At 64.3% G+C, this 22,972-nt stretch carries 18 protein-coding genes; 14 read left to right on the top strand and 4 right to left on the bottom strand.

The annotated features are described in order from the left end of the window. Positions 1-2 precede the first annotated feature (2 nt). Entirely contained in the window at positions 3-2,042 is a 2,040-nt protein-coding gene (locus AC1RWI_RS03840; protein WP_492864663.1) for a sigma-54-dependent Fis family transcriptional regulator, read from the bottom strand. A 261-nt stretch (positions 2,043-2,303) separates the two neighbouring features. Between AC1RWI_RS03840 and pedF the strand changes: the two genes are divergently transcribed. Together pedF and AC1RWI_RS03830 are read left to right on the top strand one after the other, a co-directional pair. After that, the gene (gene pedF, locus AC1RWI_RS03835; protein WP_043346793.1) at positions 2,304-2,783 is read left to right on the top strand and encodes a cytochrome c-550 PedF; all 480 of its coding nucleotides are present in this window, start codon (positions 2,304-2,306) and stop codon (positions 2,781-2,783) included. Positions 2,784-2,870: 87 nt separating this feature from the next. Then, positions 2,871-3,764 (top strand): substrate-binding periplasmic protein, encoded by an 894-nt coding sequence (locus AC1RWI_RS03830; RefSeq protein ID WP_492864661.1) that lies wholly within the window; start codon positions 2,871-2,873, stop codon positions 3,762-3,764. 146 nt (positions 3,765-3,910) lie between these two features. Here AC1RWI_RS03830 and AC1RWI_RS03825 read toward each other — a convergent pair whose 3' ends face one another. After that, positions 3,911-4,117 carry a DUF6494 family protein gene (locus AC1RWI_RS03825; RefSeq protein ID WP_492864659.1) on the bottom strand — a complete coding sequence of 69 codons (207 nt, stop codon included), beginning with the start codon at positions 4,115-4,117 and terminating at the stop codon, positions 3,911-3,913. A 419-nt stretch (positions 4,118-4,536) separates the two neighbouring features. Between AC1RWI_RS03825 and AC1RWI_RS03820 the strand changes: the two genes are divergently transcribed. The 11 genes from AC1RWI_RS03820 (at position 4,537) to AC1RWI_RS03770 (ending at position 19,890) form a co-directional block, all read left to right on the top strand. Further along, positions 4,537-6,450 (top strand): sigma-54-dependent Fis family transcriptional regulator, encoded by a 1,914-nt coding sequence (locus tag AC1RWI_RS03820; protein ID WP_492864657.1) that lies wholly within the window; start codon positions 4,537-4,539, stop codon positions 6,448-6,450. A 300-nt stretch (positions 6,451-6,750) separates the two neighbouring features. Next, complete coding sequence (locus AC1RWI_RS03815; RefSeq protein ID WP_492864655.1) at positions 6,751-8,169, top strand: aldehyde dehydrogenase family protein; 1,419 nt, start codon at positions 6,751-6,753, stop codon at positions 8,167-8,169. 86 nt (positions 8,170-8,255) lie between these two features. Further along, a complete protein-coding gene (locus tag AC1RWI_RS03810) occupies positions 8,256-9,161 on the top strand; it encodes a transporter (RefSeq protein WP_492864653.1) in 906 nt (301 codons plus the stop codon). A 25-nt stretch (positions 9,162-9,186) separates the two neighbouring features. Then, positions 9,187-11,346 carry a PQQ-dependent dehydrogenase, methanol/ethanol family gene (locus AC1RWI_RS03805; RefSeq protein ID WP_492864651.1) on the top strand — a complete coding sequence of 720 codons (2,160 nt, stop codon included), beginning with the start codon at positions 9,187-9,189 and terminating at the stop codon, positions 11,344-11,346. A 67-nt stretch (positions 11,347-11,413) separates the two neighbouring features. Then, positions 11,414-11,590, top strand: a complete 177-nt coding sequence (locus AC1RWI_RS03800; protein WP_492864808.1) for a hypothetical protein — start codon at positions 11,414-11,416, stop codon at positions 11,588-11,590. A 235-nt stretch (positions 11,591-11,825) separates the two neighbouring features. Further along, the gene (locus tag AC1RWI_RS03795; RefSeq protein ID WP_492864649.1) at positions 11,826-14,300 is read left to right on the top strand and encodes a type VI secretion system Vgr family protein; all 2,475 of its coding nucleotides are present in this window, start codon (positions 11,826-11,828) and stop codon (positions 14,298-14,300) included. A 9-nt stretch (positions 14,301-14,309) separates the two neighbouring features. Beyond that, positions 14,310-15,221 carry a DUF4123 domain-containing protein gene (locus AC1RWI_RS03790; RefSeq protein ID WP_492864647.1) on the top strand — a complete coding sequence of 304 codons (912 nt, stop codon included), beginning with the start codon at positions 14,310-14,312 and terminating at the stop codon, positions 15,219-15,221. Then, positions 15,214-17,814, top strand: a complete 2,601-nt coding sequence (locus AC1RWI_RS03785; protein ID WP_492864645.1) for a T6SS effector BTH_I2691 family protein — start codon at positions 15,214-15,216, stop codon at positions 17,812-17,814. The genes AC1RWI_RS03790 and AC1RWI_RS03785 overlap by 8 nt, the downstream gene beginning before the upstream one ends. 10 nt (positions 17,815-17,824) lie before the next feature. Then, the gene (locus AC1RWI_RS03780; RefSeq protein WP_492864643.1) at positions 17,825-18,940 is read left to right on the top strand and encodes a DUF6708 domain-containing protein; all 1,116 of its coding nucleotides are present in this window, start codon (positions 17,825-17,827) and stop codon (positions 18,938-18,940) included. Then, a complete protein-coding gene (locus AC1RWI_RS03775; protein ID WP_492864641.1) occupies positions 18,937-19,593 on the top strand; it encodes a hypothetical protein in 657 nt (218 codons plus the stop codon). Before AC1RWI_RS03780 ends, AC1RWI_RS03775 begins: the two co-directional genes overlap by 4 nt. 18 nt (positions 19,594-19,611) lie before the next feature. Beyond that, positions 19,612-19,890, top strand: a complete 279-nt coding sequence (locus tag AC1RWI_RS03770) for a PAAR domain-containing protein (protein ID WP_459371012.1) — start codon at positions 19,612-19,614, stop codon at positions 19,888-19,890. A 468-nt stretch (positions 19,891-20,358) separates the two neighbouring features. Here AC1RWI_RS03770 and AC1RWI_RS03765 read toward each other — a convergent pair whose 3' ends face one another. Further along, a complete protein-coding gene (locus tag AC1RWI_RS03765; protein ID WP_043346777.1) occupies positions 20,359-20,760 on the bottom strand; it encodes a hypothetical protein in 402 nt (133 codons plus the stop codon). 209 nt (positions 20,761-20,969) lie between these two features. Between AC1RWI_RS03765 and AC1RWI_RS03760 the strand changes: the two genes are divergently transcribed. Further along, positions 20,970-21,476 carry a DUF1993 domain-containing protein gene (locus AC1RWI_RS03760; RefSeq protein ID WP_492864638.1) on the top strand — a complete coding sequence of 169 codons (507 nt, stop codon included), beginning with the start codon at positions 20,970-20,972 and terminating at the stop codon, positions 21,474-21,476. A 94-nt stretch (positions 21,477-21,570) separates the two neighbouring features. Here the strand turns inward: AC1RWI_RS03760 and AC1RWI_RS03755 are convergent, their stop codons facing one another. Continuing rightward, positions 21,571-22,773: an MFS transporter gene (locus tag AC1RWI_RS03755; protein WP_492864636.1), complete on the bottom strand. Its 1,203-nt coding sequence runs from the start codon at positions 22,771-22,773 to the stop codon at positions 21,571-21,573. Between the last annotated feature and the right edge of the window lie 199 nt (positions 22,774-22,972).

The following is a 22,972-nucleotide window of genomic DNA, read 5'->3' as shown; positions in this document are numbered from 1 at the left end:
TCTCAGCCATCCTGCTGCGGCAGCGCGTTGGCCTCGTCCAGCTTCCGGTACACCGTATTGCGCGAGATGCCGAGCGCCTTGGCCGCCGCGGAAATATTGCCGTGGTGCGCCTTGACCGCGGCGACGATGGCCAGCGCCTCGACGTCGGCCAGGCGGGTGGGCTGCGCGCGGGGCGCCGCCCCCGCGGCGCGCTCGCCGTCCGGTGCGGCGTCTGGTGCCACCGTGGCGCCGTGCGCGGGGTGGGTGGCCTGGCGCGCCAGCCGGTCTTCCAGGAAGTCGTCGGGCAGGTGGTCCTCGGTGATCTCCGCCTCGCCTTCGGCCATCAGCCGCGCGGTGCGCAGCAGGTTGCCGAGCTGGCGGATATTGCCCGGCCAGTGATAGCTGCGGAACATGGCCATGACCGAGTCCTTGATGCGCGGTCCCCCGCTGGCCTGGCCCTCGCGCAACAGCTTGTTGGCCACCACATCGAGGTCGCTGCGCTCGCGCAAGGCCGGCAGCCGCACCACGAGGCCGTTCAGGCGGTAGTAAAGGTCCTCCCGGAACAAGCCATTGGCCACCTGTTCCCGCATATTGCGATTGGTGGCGCAGATCACGGACACATCGACGTGGATCACCTTGCTGCTGCCCAGCGGCGTAACGGCGCGCTCCTGCAGCGCCCGCAGCATGCGCGCCTGCAGGTGCAAGGGCATATCGCCGATTTCATCGAGGAAGAGGGTGCCGCCGTTGGCCAGCAGCATCTTGCCGATACCGCCCTTCTTGCGGGCGCCGGTAAAGGCGCCTTCCTCGTAGCCGAACAGCTCGGATTCGATCAGCGTCTCCGGTATCGAGGCGCAGTTGACCGCGATGAAGGGCCCGGCATGGCGCGGGCTGTCGGCGTGGATGGCGCGGGCCAGCAATTCCTTGCCGGTGCCGGTTTCCCCCAGCACCATGACGGGAATATCCTTGCCGATCACCTTGCGCAGCTTGGTGATGACACCTTGGATCTGGGCGTCGCCGGTGTCCAGGTCGTCCAGCCCGGGCTGGGTCGGCTGCGTGGCTGCACGGTGGGGCAGGCAGGTGGCTTCAGGCCTGGACTGCGCCTGCGCGCTGCCACGGTCGATGGCCACCGCCGGAACGCTAGCGGCAGGCGCTTTCCACTCGATGCGTGCGCTGACCTTGACGCCGCTTGGCAGCGGCAAGTACACGACGCCGCCCGGGGCCTTGCGTTCGGCGTCGAACAACTGCGATAGCGACTGGCCGAACAGCGAGGAGAAGGTGTGCGCGTGCAAGGCGGCGACCGACATCCCAAGCTGGAACTGCGCGCTGCGGTTGGCCGACAGGAAGCGTCCGCTCGGCGTAAAGGAGGCGATGCCCTCGACCAGGGTGCCGATGAACTCCGCGCGCGAGTGGAACCGGACACACACCATGTCCTGGAAGGCATTGGCGAACAGCTGGTTCTCGATCATTTGCGCCGACATCCGCACCAGCGCCATGGTGTGCTTGTGGAACCCGCGCTGGTCCCCCGTCACGTCGAGCGCGCCGACTGTCTTGCCGTAGGCATCGAGGATGGGCATGCACGAGCACGTGAGGAAGCGGTTGGCTTCCAGGAAATGCTCCGCGCCGTGGACCAGCGTGGCCTTGTTCTCGGCCAGCGCGGTGCCGATGGCGTTGGTGCCCCGGCTTTCCTCGGACCACAGCGCGCCGGGCTGCAAGGCCACCTTGCTGGCCTTGGCCAGGAAATCGTCGTCGCCCAGCGAGTGCAGGATCAGGCCGGCGGCGTCCGTCAGGATCACCATGCTCTGCGTGTTGACGATCTGGTCATAGAGTGTCTCCATGACCGGCAGCGCGTAGGTGAACAGCGACTGGCTGCGCTCTATCTGGGTTTTCAGCTCGTTTTGCAGCACCGGGCAGAAGTCCGGCGATTCATAGGGCCGCAAGCCATAGGATTCGGAGCGCTGGTGGGCCTGGGCGATCAGGTCAGGCCGGTCGCCCTCCGCCGGGTTGCCCGTTACCGCCGGCGAGACGCCGGGTACATGCGGGCCAGCGGCCGCTTGGAATGTCATTTTTCTGTCTCCTGTGGAAGTCGCCCGCGATCTGTGCGCGAGTCGCTCCGAGTCCTGGCGTGACCGACATGGCCCGGAAGTGTTGCGTCATGAAGCAAAACGCTTGCCAGGGTGTTGCATTCCAGGGCACTGGCATTGGCAGGCTGTGTCACACGCCAGCCATTTTCCGGGGGGCAGCCCGGTTTATGGCCCACTTTGCGCTTGGTATGGCTTTTGCGGAAGTCACCTTCAAAACGCGTTCAACAACTGGAGGTGACACTGATGAAAACACCACGCCGCACACTTGCCCTGATTGCCATCTGCACGCTGCTGGCCGGAGCGCTACCCCAAGCCGCATCGGCGCATGGCGACGTCACGCCGCAAGCCGTGGACACCAAGACACTACCGCAACTCGGCGAGGAATGGCGTCCGGATAATCCATACAGGACCGGCGATGCGCAGCAGGAAGCACTGCGTATCGGCTCCTCGGCCTACAACCAGAACTGCGCGCGCTGCCATGGGCTGGAAGCGGTGTCCGGCGGCATCGCGCCGGACCTGCGCAAGCTCGATGGCGATTGCACGGCGCTGGCCAACGCGAAGAAAAAGCAGGAATGCATGGGCGAGATCTCGCAATACTTCACCGCCACCGTGCGCAAGGGGCGTACGCGCGACGGCCGGGTCTACATGCCGCCGTTCGACGGCGTGCTGAGCCAGGAAGCCGTCTGGTCCATCAAGACTTACCTCGAGTCGCGCCACGAATGAGGGGAGGAGGGGGGCTGCACGCGCTTCCCCGGATTCCCGTTCCCCCGGATTTACAACCACAAAGATCAAAAAAACAGGAGACCTCCCATGCACGCCAGCTCTTTGCGCGGCCTTGCGCGCTCCATGCCAGTCCCGGCTGGCCCCCGTCGCCTGGCCAGCGCACTGCTGGCGGTGGCCGCGCTCGCCTGCGCCCAGCCGTCGCTGGCCGATATGGCCAAGATCCGCCAGAGCGGGACCTTGAAGGTGGCCGTCTATAAGAGCCTGCCGCCATTCTCCACGGCCGCGGGCAACCCGTTGCCGGGCATCGACGTGGCGCTGGCGAAGGCCTTGAGCAAGCAGATGGGGCTGGCGGTGTCGCTGCTGCCGTTCGATGGCGACGAGAACATGTCCGACGACCTGCGCAACATGGTCTGGCGTGGCCACTACCTGGGCTATGGCCCGGCGGATGTGATGCTGCATGTGCCGGTGGACCGTGCGTTCATGCGCGCGAACGACAAGGCGCTGATCTTTGCGCCCTATCACCGCGAGATGTTCGTGCTGGTACACGACCGCGAGCGTGTCTCCGAGGTCCGGCAGCTAGGGGATCTGGCCGGGCAGGCTACCGGCGCGGAAGCGGGCTCCGCCGGTGCCAATGCCCTGTTGTCCGGGGCGCAGGGCGCGCTGCGCGACAAGGTGAAGATCTATGCCGGGCCAGACGAAACGCTGCGCGCACTGTTTGCCGGCGAGATTGCCGCGGCAATGGTCACGCGCTCGCAATACGAAAGCGCGCTCAAGGCGGCCGGCCAGTCCGCCGCGCGTTTCGCCGCGGTGGACGTTGCCTCGCCGCTGCTGCCGGCGCGCGGCTGGGCCATAGGCATGGCGGTCAAGTCCGACGAGAGCGAACTCGCCGAGTCACTGCAGAACGCGCTGGACGCGATCCGCCGCAGCGGCGAGCTGCAGCAGATCTTTGCGCAGTACGGGGTGTCGCTGCAAACGCCGTAAGGTTCTGCAGCCGTAGTATCGGCATTGAGCGCGATCTGCATGGACGATCCCGGTTCGTTATGCTTCGCCCGCCGAGCGGGATCATCCAGCTGATGGCGGCTCTTGGGCGCTCTCGCAACAGGGCCACAGTGCATTGGCAAGTGACTTCATTCGAGCTGAATCTCGCCGTCGAACCGGACCTTGACCTGCAAGGCGGCCAGTTCCAGCGTGACCACGACCGGGAAGCGTTCGGTTCCGCTGATGGTGCCTGCGGCAATCGCCCTGGACACCGCCAGCTCGATCTCCCGCTGGGAGCTCACGCCGACGACTTTGAGGAACTTGCGGATGCTGAGGTTGAAGGTTTCTTCGTTCATTGCGCTCTCCTGGCTGCTGCCACAAGGAAAGACTAGGCGCTGGGCTGCATTTTTGCTGCCTGAAGTGGATCCGGCCGGCGTGGCCAACCATGAGGCCACGTCAAAATGGAGACTACCTGGCGCATTGGCGGCTGGCAAAGCGGGTCTGGTGTGCCGGCCGTACCTGTAGCGTTCCTGGCGGCATTGGCCAGCACTGTCTCAAATTGAGACGGTGTGCCGCTCGTTTCGTAGCAGGGGAGCTGGCCTCGTGCTTGCGCGCTAGGTGAAAACCATGTTCCGCACCGTCATGCGCTTGAAAACGGGGGGTGCCTCACTTACAGTTCCTCTCCAGCGCGCGCGCCCCGCCGCGGCAGCAGCGGCAGCAACGGCAGTTAGCGGCAGTCAGCGCCATCAGAACAAGACCGTACGGAGACGACTGAATGAGGCATGGATCGATTGGCCTGGCAACGGACGTGCAGCTTGCGAGACGGAATTTTTTCGAAGGGAAGCACATTCCTCCCGGGACCGTATCCGACCTGGTTGCCAGGAGCTGGCAACGTGCCTCCAACGCCGGCATGCGGCCCGAGGATCAGGCGCTGTTCAGCACGGCTGTCTCGCGCACGCAGCTGCAATGGATCGAGGATGAACATCGGGTGCTGATCGAAGCCTGCGGCGAGGACATGGAGATTCTGGCGCGCGCGTTTCCCGCACAGCACTGGCTCGTGTTCTGCACCAACGCCGACGGCATGATTGTCAGTTCCAACGCAAGTACCCGCGCTGGCGTCGGCCCGGCTGCCGCGGCCGTGCTCCGGGGCGGCAAGCGCGTGTGCGAGAGTTCGCTCGGCACCAACGCGCCAGCCTGCGTGCTGATCGAAGGCGGCGGGGCGGTGGAGATACGGCGTGGCGAGCATTATCTCAATGAGCTTGTCGACGTGGTATGCGCGGCAGCGCCGATCTACGACTGCCACGACCAGCTGATCGGCGTGATCGACATCACCGGTTTCGGCGTGGACCTGCCCAGCTACGCGCTCAGCCTCGTGCAGTCGGCCGCCATGTCGATCGAGAACCGGTTGTACGCCAGGCTGCATGGCTGCCGCATCCTGCATCTGCATCATGACCATCGCATGCTGCATACGCCGGCCGAGGGCATTGTCGCGATCTCGGGCGATGACGTGATTGTGGCCGCCAACCGCGCCGCGCGGCAGATGCTGAAACTGCGCGGCACTGACGGTGCCGGTACCGAGTTGCGCCAGGTCTTCGCCAGCGGTCTGCATGGCACGGCGGCATCCACCCATGGATTGCTGAGCGCGCTTGGCGGCGAGCGCTTCTTTGTTTCGCTCGACCAGGCTGCGCCGAGGCGCGGGCGTCAACCGCATGGCAGCGATGGCGGCAAGCCGGCCGACAGCGGGTCAAGCGTGATTGCCGATGCGGCGCTGTCCCGCGCCGTCGAGAAGGCCGTGACTGTTATCCGCGAGCAGGTGCCGGTGATCCTGCTGGGCGAGACCGGCACCGGCAAGAGCATGCTGGCGCGCGCCCTGCACGAGGCCAGCCGGCCGGGCGAAGCGTTCGTCTCGCTCAACTGCTCGGCGATTCCCGAAAGCCTGGCCGAAGCCGAACTGTTCGGTTATGCCGACGGTGCATTTACCGGCAGCCGCAAGGGCGGCAGCGCGGGCAAGATAGAGCAGGCCAATCATGGCACGCTCTTCCTGGACGAGATCGGCGACATGCCGCTGGCGCTGCAGACCCGGCTGCTGAGCGTGCTGCAGGAGCGCAGCCTGACCCGGATCGGCAGCAGCAAGCCGGTGCCGGTCGATATCTCCGTGATCTGCGCGACCCACCGCCATCTTCCCGACCTGGTGCGCCAGGGCACCTTCCGCGAGGACTTGTTCTACCGCCTGAACGGCATGTCGGTGCGCATGCCTGCCCTGCGCGAGCGCACGGACATGGCCGAGCTTGTGGCGTGCGTGCTGCAGTCGCTCGCGCGCGGGCGGTCCAAGCGGCTCGACGCCGATGCCATGGCCCTGGTCATGTCGCACCACTGGCCTGGCAATGTACGCGAACTCCACCAGGTGCTGCGCGCAGCCATTGCCTTGTCCGGCGATAGCGAAATCGTGCGGCGCGAGCATTTCGATGACTGCTTGGCGGCGGCGGCGGCGGCGGCGGCGGCGACCGGCACACCGGCGCTGGCGGCGCGGCCAGCCCTTGGCCACTCCACCGTCATGGCGGATGTGCAGAACGAGCTGATCCTCAGGACCCTGGCTCAGCTCAGCGGCAATCGGTCGCAAGCCGCGCGCGCGCTGGGCATCTCGCGCGCCACCCTGTATCGCAAGCTGGCGCGCCACAACCCCGGCTGATCGCAGGCAGACCAGATCAGTGTCCTGAGGGCCCCCGATGATCGCGTGCGCGGTTATCGGGGGCTTTTTCTTTTCGCTGCCTGTCTCAGTTGTGTCGAGACACCGGCGCAGTTTGAGACAGCAACACGGCGCCGCTTGCACGCACACCTGCATCCATCAGGCCTGGGGAGCGGCCGCAACGCGCGGGATGGCGTGGATGCGACGGCAAGCGAGCGCGCGCACGATGCGCCGGGCACGCCCTTTGCAGTTAGCAGTACGAGCGCATGAGCGCTACCTGCACAGACAAAGGAGACAGAGAATATGCCAAGCAATGCAGCACTGGTGATCGGCGGCAAGCTGGTCGAGGGCGGGGCCCTGCTGGACGTGATCAATCCCGCCACGGGCAAGGTGTTCAATACGGTATCCCGCGCTACCGAGCGCGATGCGCACGCGGCGGTGGCCGCGGCCAAGGCGGCCCAGCCGGGCTGGGCGGCGCTCGGGCTGCCAGCGCGCCGCGCCTTGCTGCTGCGCTTGGCCGACGAGATGGCGGCCAACGCGGAAGACCTTGCCGCGTCGCTGGTGCTGGAGCAGGGCAAGCCGCTGGCCGAGGCACGCCAGGAGCTGCAGTTCGCGCTGGCGTTCGTGCGGCATATCGCCGGCATGGCGTTGCCGGTAGCGGTGGTGCAGGACGATGCCACCCATCGCATCGAAGTCCATCACAAGCCGCTGGGCGTGGTCGCCGCCATTGCCGCGTGGAATTTCCCGGTGCTGATCGCCGCCTACAAGATCGCGCCCGCGTTGCTGATGGGCAATACCGTGGTGCTCAAGCCCGCGCCGACCACGCCGCTGGCTTCGCTGCAGCTCGGCGCCATCGCCAACGGCATCTTCCCGGCAGGCGTGCTCAACGTGATCACCGATCTCAACGATCTGGGCGGCCTGCTGACATCGCATCCCGACGTGGCCAAGGTCTCGTTTACCGGCTCCACCGCGACGGGCAAGAAAGTGATGGAAAGCGCCGGGCCCCGACTCAAGCGCATCACGCTGGAGCTTGGCGGCAACGACAGTGCCATCGTGCTCGACGACGCCGACGTGGCGCAAATCGCGCCCAGGATCTTCGGCAGCGCCTTCTACAACTGCGGGCAGGTATGCCTGGCGCTCAAGCGCCTTTACGTGCATGCCTCCATCCATGACGCGCTTTGCGATGCGCTGGCCGAACTGGCCAGGCAGGCCGTGGTCGGCAACGGCGCCGAGCCCGGCGTGACCCTCGGGCCGCTGCAGAACGCCATGCAGTTCGACAAGGCGGGCCGCTTCCTGGCCGCGGCCCGGCGCGACGGCAAGGTGCTGGCCGGTGGCGCCGCGCTCAAGGGCGACGGCTATTTCATCGCGCCCACCATCGTGCGCGACCTGCCCGACACCAATGCGCTGGTCGCCGAGGAACAGTTCGCGCCGATCCTGCCGGTGCTCAGGTACGAAGACCTGGACGATGCCGTGGCGCGCGCGAACGGCTCGCCCTACGGCCTGGGCGGCTCGGTCTGGTCGTCCGACCAGGCGCGTGCCTATGCCGTGGCGCAGCGGCTCGACGTGGGCACTGCGTGGGTCAACCATCACCTGCATTTCGGCCCGCACATCCCTCTGGTGGGCGCTAAGGAGTCCGGCGTGGGCGTGGAGTTCGCCGCCGAGGGCCTGGCCGAATATGCGCAACTGAGCGTGATCAATATCGCGCGCCAGCAGGCAGCCTGAGCGCCTGCGGCATTCAGCCCGTCAGACCTGGCACGGCCTTCTGGCTGTGTCGCGGCATGGGCACACAACAAAAAGATGGAGGAGACATGAAACAACAAGGACCGGCCATGCGCCGGGGGATGCGTTCGGCCCTGCGCCATGGCGGCGCCATCGCGGCCCTGGTGCTGGCGGCAGCGCCCGCGCACGCCATCGACGTGGACGCCGGTGACTATACCGCGCTGCCGGCGGGCACCAACCTGGGCTTGCTTTACTACCAGCACGCTGAGCGCGACAAGGTCTACGCCAGCGGCAGGCAGGTGGCCGGCGGCAACCTGAACTCGGATATCGGCATCGCGCGCTATGTGCATTTCATGGACATCGCTGGTTTCACCGTTGACCCGCAGATCCTGCTGCCGTTCGGCAACCTGCGCGGGCGCGACCAGCTGAGCGGGCTCGGCAGCAGTGGCGGCATGGGCGATCCGATCCTGGCCGCGACCGTATGGCTGGTCAACCAGCCGCAGCAGAAGCGGTATTTCGGCATTACGCCGTTCCTCTACGTGCCGGTTGGCAGCTACGACAAGGAACGGGCACTCAACCTTGGCGAGAACCGCTGGAAGTTCGCCTTGCAGGCGGGCTACATCACGCCCCTGGTCGGCAAGCTCACCCTCGACCTGATCGCCGACGTGACCTTCTATGGCGACAACAACAAGTTTGGCGCGGCCTCGGCCACCCTGAAGCAGGCCCCCTTGTTCCAGGGGCAGGGCTGGCTGCGCTACAACGTCACCGATACCTTCGATATCCGCGGCGGGTTGTCCTGGACGGCCGGCGGTGAAAGCAAGGTGAACGGCGTCTCGCGCAACGACAACACCAATAGTTCCAAGTTCTCACTGGGGATGGCGTGGTTCCCGACGCCGACCGTGCAGGTGCTGGGCACTTATGGGCAGGACATCTCGGTGCGCAACGGGCCGATGGAAGGCAGCCGTTTCAATCTTCGCGTGCTCAAAGTATTTTGACCAGACCTGACAAGGAAAGCAGACCATGACGAGAAGAAGCAGGAGCAAGCAGGACAGGGCAGCCGCGCTGTGGCTGGGAGCGGCCGCGGTGGTTGCGCTGGCATCGCCGGCGGGCGCGGCGCTCGGCGCCGACGCCGAGCCCGCCAGGGCACTCACTGTGCAAAAGGTGCGTGCCATTACCGCCGGCATCGACGGCGCGGCGATCCGCGCCAATGAGCGCGGCACCGCCAACTGGCCTTCCTACGGGCTGGACTACGCGGAAACGCGTTTCAGCCAGCTCGATCAGGTCAACACCGGCAATGCCGCGAAACTGGGCCTGGCCTGGTCCTATGACCTGGAATCGACGCGCGGGGTCGAGGCCACGCCGCTGGTGGTCGACGGCGTGATGTATGTGACGGCGCCGTGGAGCGTGGTCCACGCCATCGACGCACGCACCGGCAAGCGGCTCTGGACCTACGATCCCAAGGTGCCGCGCAATCTCGGCTACAAGGGTTGCTGCGACGTGGTGAACCGCGGCGTGGCGGTCTACAAGGGCAAGGTCTTCGTCGGTGCCTTCGACGGCCGGCTGGTGGCCATCGACGCCGCGACCGGCAGGAAGGCGTGGGAGCAGGACACCGTGGTGGATCACAAGTTCTCCTACACCATCACCGGCGCGCCGCGCGTGTACAAGGGCAAGGTCATCATCGGCAACGGTGGGGCGGAGTACGGCGCGCGCGGCTACATCACCGCCTACGACGCCGAGACCGGCGCGCAGCGGTGGCGCTGGTTCACGGTGCCGGGAGACCCCGCCAAGCCGTTCGAGAACGAGGCCATGGCCCGCGCGGCCGGCACCTGGGACCCGAGCGGCAAATACTGGCTCAATGGCGGCGGCGGCACCGTGTGGAACACCATGGCCTTCGACCCCGAACTGAACCTGATGTATATCGGCACCGGCAACGGCGCGCCCTGGAGCCGCAAGCTGCGCAGCCCCGGCGGCGGCGACAATCTCTACCTGGCCTCGGTGGTGGCGCTCAATCCCGATACCGGCGAATACGTGTGGCACTACCAGGAAACGCCGGGCGACAATTCCGACTACACCTCGACGCAGGACATCATCCTGGCCGACCTCAAGATCGACGGCCAGCCGCGCAAGGTGATCCTGCACGCGCCGAAGAACGGCTTCTTCTTCGTGATCGACCGCACCAACGGCAAGTTCATCTCGGCGAAGAACTTCGTCGATGTGAACTGGGCCACGGGCTACGACAAGGATGGGCGGCCGGTCGAGAGTCCGCTTGCCAATACCAGCCTCAAGCCGGTCGACGTGGTGCCTGGGCCGTTCGGCGCACACAACTGGCATGCCATGTCGTTCAATCCGCGCACCGGCCTGGCCTATATTCCGGCGCAGCACGTGCCCCTGACCCTGGCGGACGACAAGGCGTGGGCGCGCAACCAGAAGGACTCCCAGGAAGCGCACAGCGGGGTGGGATGGAACCTCGGCATGCTGGTCAATGCCGAGCCACCGGCGAGCAAGCCGTTCGGCAGGCTGATCGCATGGGACCCGATCGCGCAGAAGGCGGCCTGGCACCAGGACTATACGGGGCCGTGGAACGGCGGCACGCTGACCACGGCCGGCAACCTGGTGTTCCAGGGCACCGCGGACGGCCGCTTCATCGCCTACAACGCGGCTAACGGCGAAAAGCTATGGGAGGCGCCGGTCGGTACGGGGGTTGTGGCCCCGCCGGTCACCTACCTGGCCGACGGCAAGCAGTACGTGTCGATTGCCGTAGGGTGGGGTGGCGTGTTCGGCCTGAGCGCGCGCGCCACCGACCGCAAGGCACCCGGCACGGTCTACACGTTTGCCGTGGGCGGCAAGGCAAAGGCCGCCGAAGCGCCAGCGTATCCGATGGCCGAGTTGTTGTCCGGCGTCAAGTACAACCCCGCCCATGTGCAGGAAGGGCAGAAGCTGTACGTCAACAACTGTGTGTTCTGCCATGGTGTGCCGGGGGTGGACAAGGGCGGCAATATCCCCAATCTGGCTTACGTCGGGTCCGGGCTGATCGAGAACCTGGGCAAGATCGTGTTCAACGGTCCCTTCGTGCAGCAGGGCATGCCGGATTTCACCGGCAAGCTGACCGAGCAGGACGTGGTGAAGATTCAGGCTTTCATCCAGGGTACGGCGGACGCAGTACGGCCAAAGAAGCCCTGAGCCGTATCGGGGCGCGAAAACACCCGGGAAGGCCGCCAGCCGCAAGGCTGGAGGCTGCCTCCGGGCGCTGGCCAGCGCGATCAACGGCGCGAGCCTGTCGTATTCGACTGACGACATGACGCTGACGGAACTGGCCGATTGCGTCATTGAGGAACAGGAAGACTGGGTGATGATGCTCGAGCGGCTGCTCGCCGCGCTGCGGCCCCTGCAGGAATTGCAATCCAAAGAAGACGATTCGCTGTGAGGAGCGCTTGGATGCGCCAACACTGGACCACGCCCCATCGCCACGACTGGCGTGAGTCAAATGTGCCGCATGATGACTAGGATTTATCTGAAAATGTATCTATATCGACAAATTTGTCAATAGTTTGCATTTGTGAAGCACTTTTTGCGGATAACATCGCTTTCCGCTCCGCAGAAGGTGCTTCGCGCGTATCACGGGTGCCCTGCGGTAATCCTCATCTCAGGAGGCCATCCGCATGGGTATCCGCGACAACCTGCCGTTTTCCGCTCGTACTGTTACTGTCTCCGGCCCCGCCTTGCCGGAGTTTCTTGGACAGTCCCCCTTCACCTTTGTGCGCATGGAGGGCAAGGAAGCCCTTTGCGACCTGTTCGAATATGAGATCGAACTCAAGACCGCCGACAAGGACTACAACTTTCGCGGTCCCGAAGGCAACTTCGATCTGCGCCAGATGAACGGACGCGAGTTGACCGTGCACATCGAACTGGACGGCATGGGCACCGGCATGGCGGGCGGCGTTGGTGCAGGGACGCGCGAGATCAGTGGCATCGTGGACAGGGCGAGGTACTTGCGCGCAGAGGGGCGGCACTTCGTCTATGGGCTGACGTTGCGTCCCTGGCTGTGGATTGCTTTGCAGAACAGGAACAGCCGCATTTTTGAGAACAAGACCGATATCGAGGTCATCGAGGAGGTGCTGTCGGCCTATTCTTTCCCCGTCGAGCGCAGGCTGGACGGGGCGAAATATCCCAGACGCACCTATCGCACCCAATGCGACGAAAGCGACTACACGTTCATTGCCCGTCTCATGCAGCACTGGGGGATCTCGTGGTTCTTCGAGCATTCAGAAGGCAAACACCGCTTGATTCTGGCCGACATGCCGGGGGGCTACTACCGCAACCCGAGCGAAGCCTATCAAACACTCGAAATTCACCCGCCCGGCGTCAAGATTGACGAAGAATACCTGGACAGCTTCACCGTGGTGGACGCCGTGGTCGCAGGCAAGTACACCACCAATGCCTACAGCTTCACGCAGCCGCGCGGCAACCTGACCGCCAGCAGTTCGGACCCGCGCGAGACCGGTTGGAACACCGGAGACCTGCATCAGGAGGTCTACGACTTCCCGAGCGAGCACGCCCAGCCTGGCACCGACAACCGCCCGTGGGACGAAGGCGACATGATCGCGCGCATCCGCATGGAAGCGATCCGCTCAAAGGGGCTGCGTTGTTTCGGCGCAGGCAATTTGCGCTCGGTAATACCGGGCTGTACTACGGTCATCGAGGGCCACCCCCAGCAGGCGGCCAACCGCGAGTATGTGATTCTCGACGCGACGCTCAAGCTGGAGGATATCGCGCAAGCCTCCGGGGAAGGCCAGCGCTGGCACTGCCGCGTGGAGTTCGAATGCCATCCGGCGCAGGAGATTTACCGGCCCGATTTGAGCATTCCGTGGCCGGTCGTCAGCGGCCCCCAAAGCGCGACCGTCGTCGGTCCAGAGGGACACGTCACGCATGTCGATGTCTATGGCCGCGTGCGCGTGCAGTTCCCGTGGGACCGCTTCAACAAGATGGCCTGCTGGATGCGGGTCGCCACGCCGTGGGCCGGTTCGCAGCATGGCCAGATCAGCATTCCGCGCATTGGCTCTGAAGTGCTGGTGTCGTTCCTGGACGGCGGCGATCCCGACAAGCCGATCATCACAGCGGCCCTTGCCAATAGTTCGAACATGCCGCCGTGGCGACTGCCGGATCAGCACGCACTGACCGGCATCCGCAGCCGCGAGCATGATGGCTCGCGCAGCAACCACCTCGTGCTCGATGACACCAAGGGGCAGATTCAGGCGCAGCTTTCATCGGACCACCTGACCTCCCAAATCAGCATGGGGTATCTCACCGGGATACCTGACAACACCGGGCGGCAGGACAAGCGCGGCGAGGGACTGGAAGCGCGCACTGACGGCCATGCTGCCTTGCGCGCGGCCTTGGGCCTGTTGCTCACCACCTACCGCCGCGACAAGGCCGAAGGCGGCATGATGAGCGTCGAGGACGTGATCGGGCTCATGCAGGAGGCGCTGACGCTGGCCGACTCGCTAGCAAGGAGCGCGGTCAACGGCCAGGCACAAACTGGCCAGCAGCAAGAGGTTGCCAAGGCCCTGCACCAGCAGGCCGATGCCGTCAAGGGCGGCGTAAAGCTGGCCGAGTTCCGCGAGCCCCATATCACCGTCGCCAGCCAGGCCGGCATCCTGACCGCCGCGCCGGGTAGCACGCATATTGCCAGCGGCGAACACATCGCGCTCACCAGCGGCCAGCACCTGTCGTTCTCGACCGGTGGCGGGATCTACGCGACAGCGATAGACCGCTTCTCGCTGTTCGTGCAGCAGGGCGGCATCAAGCTATTCGCCGCCAGGGGCAAGGTCGAGGTGCAGGCCCAATCGGACGGCCTGGATCTGATCGCACAGAAGGTGCTGCGCATCCTGTCCACCACCGATTGGGTCGAAATCAGTGGCAAGAAAGGCATTCGCCTGAACGTGGGAAGCAGCGAAATCCGTATCACGCCGGAGGGCATCGAGAACCTGACGGACAGCAAATGGGCCGTGTACGCGGGCAGCAAGCTGTTGACCGGGCCGAAGCCGGCGTCCTATGCGATGCCTACCACCAAGATTTGCGCCCACCTCGCAGCGGGAGCGGCCGCCAGCGGTGCGGGCACCGTGCCGCTTCATTAGGAGGCGGACATGGCGAAATACACGACCGACCATCTGGTCGCGAAGCCTTGGCCGCGTATCTGGGAGTCCGGCGTACTGGTCCTGGACTTGCTGAACCACGATCCGGCGACGCTGGACCTGTCGGAACTCCCCTTGCAGGAGTGCCTGCCGGCCGGTATCGGCGACAACGCGCACCTCATGCCGTTGCTGCTGGACCTAACGCAGATCCGGCACGAGGCTCGGCACGCATTGCTGCTGCATACCTGGCAAGCGGTCCAGCGCGGCGACCCGCCCGTCGTTTGTGCGTGGCTGCGAGGGCCAGCGGCCGTGAAGGATGTCGCCAGGCATTTTGCGGCGTGCCTGACCGGCACCGACCACGCCGAGGGACGTGCCCTCTGGCGCTTCTACGATCCGCGCGTCTTCATGCACATGGCCTGGCTGCTGCGTCCGGCGCAACTACAAGCGTTGTTCGGTCCGTGCGAGACGTGGAGCTTTGTTTGGGCGGGCGGCTGGTACGAACTCGAGAGGCCGCAATCACAGGCACACCCAGATAGTGCCGATCCCCGGCCCTGGTGGCCGGATGCGATCCAATGGCCGACGGTTGTGCAGACCACCGCTATCGAACAAGTGTTGCTCCGTCTGGCGGGCAACGCCAGGCCATCAATTGCGCAGGCACCCAACGTCGACCGGCTGCTGCGATTTGCAGCCGCGGAATTGCATGTGTCAAGTGACCTGGACCGCCGGCACTACGCCACCTATGCCGCTGCCTTGGGTCAGCCCTTCGAGAACCACACGAAATTGCAGGCATTGTGGCCGGTCGTCGCCAGCGGCGAGATGACCCTACGCCAGGCGCTGGCCCAATTGTCCTCCGACGATTGGCAACTCATGAAAATCATGGCGGAAACCGCCAGGAAGACCGCAGGCACCTCACACCATGGATAACGCCAAGCATTTTGTGGATCAATTTACGCCGCCCGTCAAGGGTTGTTCGTTCTGCGACCATCTGCCCGGCTTGGCAGTTCTGCCGGTGCGGTATGCCGTGGTCGGCCCGGAGGGCAAGCAAGGCGCCCCCGCCTTGTCTGGCAATTTCAAGATCGAGAATGCGCCGGCCCAGCTTGGCGGCGGTGCGCAGTACACGCTGCGTGTCATGCGGCCGGGCTTTCTGTACGTGTTCCACGAAGCCTTGCAACATTGGGATTGCTATCTCGTGCTGAATGGCGGGCACCTGTGGAAAATCATCCCCGAGCGCCCAGCGCCGCCCAGGACGCCGACCGAATTCTTCTGCAGCGTGGGCTTTGGTCACGTCTACACGTCGATGTACTTCACGATTCCCGGCCCGAAGCACGCGACGACCGTCTGGTATGCCTACTCGCATGTGCAGTGGACCCAGGCGCAACTGGATGACAACAAGAACCAGCCAGACCTGCGCAGCAAGCACATGCAGTCTCTGGATGTGAAGGCATGGATGGGCAGCCATAGCCAGGCGCATGCGGCGCGCACCACAGAACTGGGCAAGAGCGTTGCAACATTTGCCATGCAACCCCAGCCCTACGAAGAGGCGTTCCGGTATCTGAGCGCTCCACCGCGGACAGGTGCCGGGAAGCCGGTGGACCTGATCGGCGCCACACCTGGCGCCATCCTCAACGAAGCCATGGAACGCACCTCGCCCGGTGACGCGATGATGCTGGCCTTCAACGATCCGCTCGGCATTGCGGAGGACCTGGGCAAACTTACCAATCCGAAGCTGCATCCGAAGGCCAACAATGGCGTCATCCGGGATAAGGCAACCGATCTGTTCCTGAATACGCTTGAAAAGAACATTCGCGCCAACGCGGAGGCGCAGCACACGGAGGAGGCCGAGGCGGCCGCTGCTAAGGCGGAGCGCACGGCGACCACACCAGACGGATTTCCAGCTTACGAGCTCTTCCAGGCTGTGTTCAACGGCAAGGCGACGGCCGAGCGCTGGAAGCGCGAAGACGCCGCGCGGGAGGCCACGCGCCTTGGGAGACTGAAGGCCGCCAGCGACGCCGCCTGGAAGCCCTATGAAGATGAACTGGTGCCAGGCAAGCGCCACCAGGACCTGGCGCCACGGCTCAAGGCACTCAACGAGAATGTGCTCGCACCTATCGCGGCTTCCCTCGCACAATGGCTCGTGAGCCTCCAGCTTGCCGCCTACATGCAACACCGCCATGACAAGCTGGAGCTGCCGCATGGCTATGTCTACAACGAGTCGCTGACCCGATGCCTGGAAAATGCGCTGGATACCGTGGAATGCCGCAGGGTGGTCCAGCGCTGGTTTAACGACGCGAATCCGGAGAACCACAGCAATCTGCTGGCGCGTGCGCTGATGCTGGACCACAAGCCCATCATCGACACCGTGCCGGACCCGACCGACCAGGGATATGGGGCCATCTTCGGTATCCTGAAAAGCGGCATCGACAAGATGGACGTCATGGCGCAGGGCCTAACCCTACCGGAAGCGCTGGCGAAGATGGGCCTGGTGCCACGCCTGACGTGGATGCTTGCTGATCAGATTATTCCAACGCTGGCCAACAAAGCGGGCTCAACGTCCGCCCGGTTGGCCTTGTATGGAATGAGCCTGTTCAGTGGCGTGCGGCTGGTTTCCCGTACCGCGAGTTTCACGCAGATTCGCGCTATGGTGCTGGCGGATCTTGAGGCCCTCAACCCAGCGCTCTACAAGCAATTAGGCCGAACCCAGCGCCGCGAGGAAGCTGCGGCCTGGGCGCGACGGGCCAGCAGCAAGCTCAGGCAAAGCGCGAGCCTGGTCTGGTTCAGGACCGAGGATCTGGCGAGTAATGCTGAACTTGGCGCGCTCAGGCTGCACACGGAAAACGACGTACCCGGCGTGCGACAAGTCAAGGCAGTCCTGGGCTCCCGTTTCGTGAACGTTGGCGCGGTCGCCTGCATCCTGCAAGGGCTGGCGCTCTACCACGCCACGCAATCCTTCCGCGCCGCCGGCGAATTCGATGAGGGGGAAAAAGGCACCAAGCTGATCGGCGGCCTGGTGGCCATGGCCGGCACCGTCGCCGAACAGGCGGGTGTTGCGTTGGAAAAGGCACCTACGCATCCACTGGTTCAGCGCATCATGCGTTCGCCACCGAAGGCGGAATGGGTCAGAACTGGTGAAAAACTCGCTGTCAAAGGGCGCTGGATCGGTTTTGCTGGGGCGGTGGTGGGTGTGGGGTGGGATGCCGATCATGCCTACGATGAGTATGCAAAGGGCAATCGTGGTCTAGCCATTCTCTATGCAGGATCAGCCATGTCCGGAGGGGCTGCGGCAGTCTTACCCCTCGCAACGGAAGAATTTCTCGCCTTCCTGGTTGGCGTGCCAAGCTGGCCGTTCCTCCTGGTCCTGTTCGCCGTGAACGTGGGCATCCTGGTTCTCGATGACCCTGCCACTCTCAAGTGGGCAAAACGCTGCCACTTTGGCAAGGCGCCTGCCGGTGAGCGCTATAGCAGCCTGGAGGCAGAGTCAGCGGAGTTTGTGCAATTGGGCCTCAAGGACATCAAGTAGGGATCGCACCATGAAATTTCCGACGAAGGATGAACGTACACCCTTCTATTTCCGGCAGAAGGGCAAACCGCTAGGCAAGTGGGAGCTGGAACACCGACTGTTCATTGACAAGCCAGCCAGTGAGGACGTGATGGAGTGCGGCAATGTCTATCGGATTGATTCGACATGCCTGGAGATCACCGATGAGTCGCAGATGCGTATGCAGAATGTCGGGATGCTCTGCATCATTTGCTCAGTGTTCGCCATAGCCTCTCTTTCCTTCGGACTGTTGTTCGCGACAAGTCCGTTAAGAGACCCCGCGGACATGATTGTCAAAAATGGGTATTGGTTTACCACAATAGTGGGATCCTTACTTGGGCTTGGTGCAGCCGGCTTCTTTGGCCTGCTGGCCTTCGATCCGATGCGCCGCAACCTGTTCACCCTGAAGCGGCGTCCCATCCGGCTGAACCGGAAGACCCGCCGCATCTATGCCATGCGCACCAAGGACCGCGATGGCATGTGGGAGGTGCCATGGAGCGAGGACGAGTTTTTCTGCGTCGGTCATCGGCGCATGGGCGGACTCTCGCGCGCCTATGATATGTACGACATCCGGCACTACCAACTTGATGCGCAAGGCAACGTGGTGCGGGCCTTCGTGCTCGGCAAGTTCGTCTTCACGCTCGACCAAGCTTACGCGCAATGGGAGTACTACCGGCGTTACATGCAGGACGGCCCCGCTAATCTGCCTGAGCCGTATCATTTCTGGGCAGCACGGGAAACGTTCTGGGAGGGCTACAAGATTTGCGCAGGGGGGAAATCGTCCGGGCTGTTCTTGAGCTTGACAGACGTCATTTTTGCGCCTTTCGCCCTGCTCGACGCCTTCGCCCGCTGGCTCGTGCTCGTTACGTGTAGCAACCCGGTGTGGCCGCCGGAGATTGAGGCAGCTTGCAAACCAGAGCCCAACGATCCCTACGCCCGACCGTATGCCGACGACTACATTGGCGTACCAGGTGGACCCGATGCCAAGCCATCGCGGGAAGACATGGAACGGGTGTGGAGGCTGGAGCCGCAGCGCAGGCGCGAAGGCGCCCTGACGCGCGAGGAGGCGGAAGACCTGATCCGGCAGCAGACGGAGGCCACAGCATGACGACCATCACAACGCCGCCTACGCTTTATTGCGTGCGTGTCTCGGACCGATTGGCCAACGGCAATGAAAATGCGCGCCTGCTGGCGATGCAATGGGAAGGTGAAATCATGCTGACGACCTACCTGTCGCCGCTCGATGCCATGCTGCACTCGTTGCGCAGCGGCAAGGCGTCGTCAAGCACGCACACCCACGTTCGGCTGGATCATCTTGACCCGGGTTGGCTCAGGCTAGCCCGTGCGGATGGTTTTGTACGTGTGGAGGTTATCTGCGGCTTTTGCGCCAAGGATGAGCATCTGATCATGGGACCGCACGGCGGGTTGCAGGCATATAACATTCCTGATGCTGGTCATGCTTACCCAGTTGGGGAGAGTGTATCGCTGCGCACCAATCTTGACATTTGGAGAGAGGTCGATCTCATCTTCGAGTGCACGGGGTTGTTTGCGTGGCAGGAAACCGTTGCCAGCCAGAGCATGTGGGATGCAGAGCGGTACCACCGCACGGTGAAAGAAATGTGTCGGTCGGCAAAGGATTTCCGAAGTGATATCGATGTGCGCGACATGAACCAGATTGCCGTGTTTGATCCAGAGGCTGGCGCATGGCATTTTGCGCCATGCGTTTCGCGCGAGGCGGTCGGTGGCGAGACGGCGGAATAACCAGAAGGCGGAAATGTTATGGCAAAGAAGCTCATCAAGAAGGGCGACAAGACCACGCATGGCGGCGTAGTTATCACCGGCTCAGAGAACGACTTGCTGGACGGCGAGCCAATCGCGCGCTTGGGCGACCTGGTGGACTGCCCGGCCAAGTACCCGGATGGCCGGCCGCACGGTATCAACAAGATCATCGAGGCCAGCTCGGATCTGATGCTGGATGGCGGTGAAGCCGCCTGCGAGGGCGACGGAACAGAGTGCGGCTGCATGCTGATTGCCAGTTCGGATGCATCGGCGGGTTAGAAGCAGGCGGTGGCGCATGCCTGTTGGCGAAACTCGCCGGGTGATGCCATGTGCGGTGTGCCTGAGGTTCACTCCGTACCCCCCGCTCGGGTAGCCCCATGGATGCAATTAAAATATCCAGGCTTCCGGGCCGAAGGTCGGGTCCGCACCCGTCGCGCTGGAGGCTGACGGGTGCGAATGTGGCTGCAAGCTGACCGGCAGCACCCATGCGACGATCGGCTGTAGCACCTTGAGCAAGTACTCGTTTTACCCTGGTAACGCGAAAGGACGTGTCGAGTCCCGACTCGGGTGCGTGGCTCCGGCTAGGGTTTTTGCTACAACTTCGGCCGGGCTGTCGGCGCACTCTTTCCCTTCCTGCTGGCATGTGAGGCCTCGGCAACACTCGGGGAGCGCCGGAGTCCGATCGACAGTGCAAGCACATCGCCAGCGACAGGAAGATCGTGGCGCAATGGCAGGTGGGCAGAGGCCTCAGGCACCGCCCAGCAAGTCGTGCGCATTCAGGATCGCGTACGCTAGTTCCGGCTTTGTCTCAAGGCAACGGCGTATCGCCGCGGGAATCGCCTGCCTGGTCTTGCGGCACAACCCGGTTTGCTCTTCCACCTGGATGTTGATGCCGCGCACCGTACGCACTTCGTGGATGCTGGGCGTGATCGTCAGCACGATGCCCAGTTGCGCATGCATGCGCTTTTCCATGTCCTTGAGCTCGGCAAGGCTCGACAGGCTTTCCAGGCGGGCGATCAGTCGCTTTTCCTCTTCCCGGGTCAGCCGCAGGATCCGCATGTCGGATTGCGGGTCGTCCAGCAGCGCTTCGCGACCGCATGTGCAGGCGCCTGGCGGACACTCCTTGCGAATCGGAAAGGGGGCGTTCATGGAGTCGAGGCGATGTGCGCTTCATCCGGAGGGGAGGGGATATCTTAAATCAAGAGCCCCGCCGGGCGCTGGCCCTTGCCGGGATGGAACCGGCGGCCGGCGAGAAACCGCCGGAAGGTTTATCCTCGCCGTGTCGCGCAACCGGCTGCGGCGCGATTCGCGCGCTGGCGGGATGCCGCGCCTGGCAATCACCATTCAAGGACACACCCATGTCGCTCTCGATGTATGAAGTATCGATCCCGGCCTTTATCCGGGCTTTCGGCAGCTTGTCGGCCATCCTGGACAAGGGCGCCGCATTCGCGCAGGCGCAGGGCATGGACCCGGCGGAGCTGATCCAGACCCGCCTGGTGGAGGACATGGACCCGCTGCCGGCACAGGTGCAGCGCGCCAGCGACAGCGCAAAGGGTTGCGCGGCGCGGCTGGCCGGCATCGAGATGCCGTCTTTTGCGGACACCGAAACCACCTTCCCCGAACTGCAGGAGCGCATCGCCAGGACGGTGGCCTTCCTGAACACCATCCAGCCCGCCCAGCTCGAGGGCAGCGAAACGCGCACCATCGAGCTCAAGCTGCGCCCCGAGCCCGTCACCTTCGATGGCAAGTCCTACCTGCTGGGCTTTGTGCTGCCGAACTTCTATTTTCATGTGACCACGGCTTACGACATCCTGCGCCACAAGGGCGTGCCGGTGGGCAAGCGCGACTATCTCGGCCTGTCCTGATCTGGCGGGGAATCGGGACATCAAGCCTTGCCTTGTCTGGGTCCGAAGCGGCGCGGCGGCGCATCCGTGCTGGAACAGGCGTGATGCGCAGGGGTCAAGCCCGGGTGGCGGCCAGCTTGCGCTCGCTCAATGGGTGTTGCTCCAGCCGGTCCAGCCGCCCGCTCAACACGGTCAGGCCAAGCGCCGCCAGTACCACCAGCGCGCCAATCCACGGCGTATGCATCAGGCCGATATGGGTCACGATCAGGCCGCCGGCCCAGGCCGCGCCGGCGATGCCCAGGTTGAACGCGGCGATATTGAGGCCCGATGCCACATCGACGGCACCCGGCGCATAGCGCTGCGCCTGCTTGACCACATAGACCTGCAGCGCCGGCACATTGCCGAAGGCGACGGCGCCCCAGGCCAGCACGGTCAGGACCACCAGCCAGCGGTGCGGCGCGGTGAAGGTCAGCGCGAACAGCACGATGGACAGCAGCAGGAACACGATCTTGAGCGCGGCGATGGGGCCATGGCGGTCGGCCAGGCGGCCACCCCAGATGTTGCCCGCCGCGACCGATACGCCGTACACCAGCATCACCAGCCCGACCGCGCCGGCGCTAAAGCCCGACACGTCCTGCAGGATGGGGGCGAGGAAGGTGAAGGGGATGAACGAGCCGCCATAGCCGATCGCGGTCTTGGCGTAGACCAGCAGCAGGCGCGGTTCGGCCAGTACCTTGGCCTGTTGCAGCAACGAGGCGGGGGCGCCGTGGCGGATGTTGGCCGGGACAAACATCAGGCTGCCGACAAAGGCGACCAGGCCAAGCGCCGACACCGCGAGGAAGGTCTCGCGCCAGCCGAAATGCTGGCCGATAAAGGTGCCCAGCGGCACGCCGGTGACGAGCGCCACGGTCAGGCCGGTGAACATGATGGCGATGGCGCTCGCGGCCTTCTCCTTCGGCACCAGGCTGGTGGCGATGGTGGAGCCGATCGAGAAGAACACCCCGTGGGCGAGGCCGGTCAGGATACGCGCCAGGATCAGCGATTCATAGCCGGGCGCCTTCCACGCCAGCAGGTTGCCCAGCGTAAACAGGGCCATCAGCGACAGCAGCAGCGCCTTGCGCGGCAGGCGGCCGGTGAGGGCGGTCAGCAAGGGGGCGCCGATGGCCACGCCGAGCGCATAGAGGCTGACCAGCAGGCCGGCCGACGGCAGGGTAATGTGCAGATCGGCGGCGATGGTGGGGATCAGGCCGACGATGACGAATTCGGTGGTCCCGATGGCAAACGCACTGATGGTCAGCGCGAACAGGGCAATGGGCATGGTGGGCTCCAGGAGCGTCCGGAATTGGGATGGACGCAGTTTGCCGCTGTCTTTCTTGCTGATTAAGTGGGGTATCTGGATAAGATACTTGATAAATATTCAAGAGCGGCTCGCGGGACGGGTGGTTCGCGCCGGCAGGCCGCAAGTCGCCGGCTACGGCCTTTATTGCAGGGCCGGGCGAGATTTTCGTTGAATGTTT

The organism is Cupriavidus sp. MPR-AND1C (genome assembly GCF_058809705.1).
Note: the sequence above shows the minus strand (reverse complement) of the source record. Positions and strands in the feature narration are given on the sequence as shown.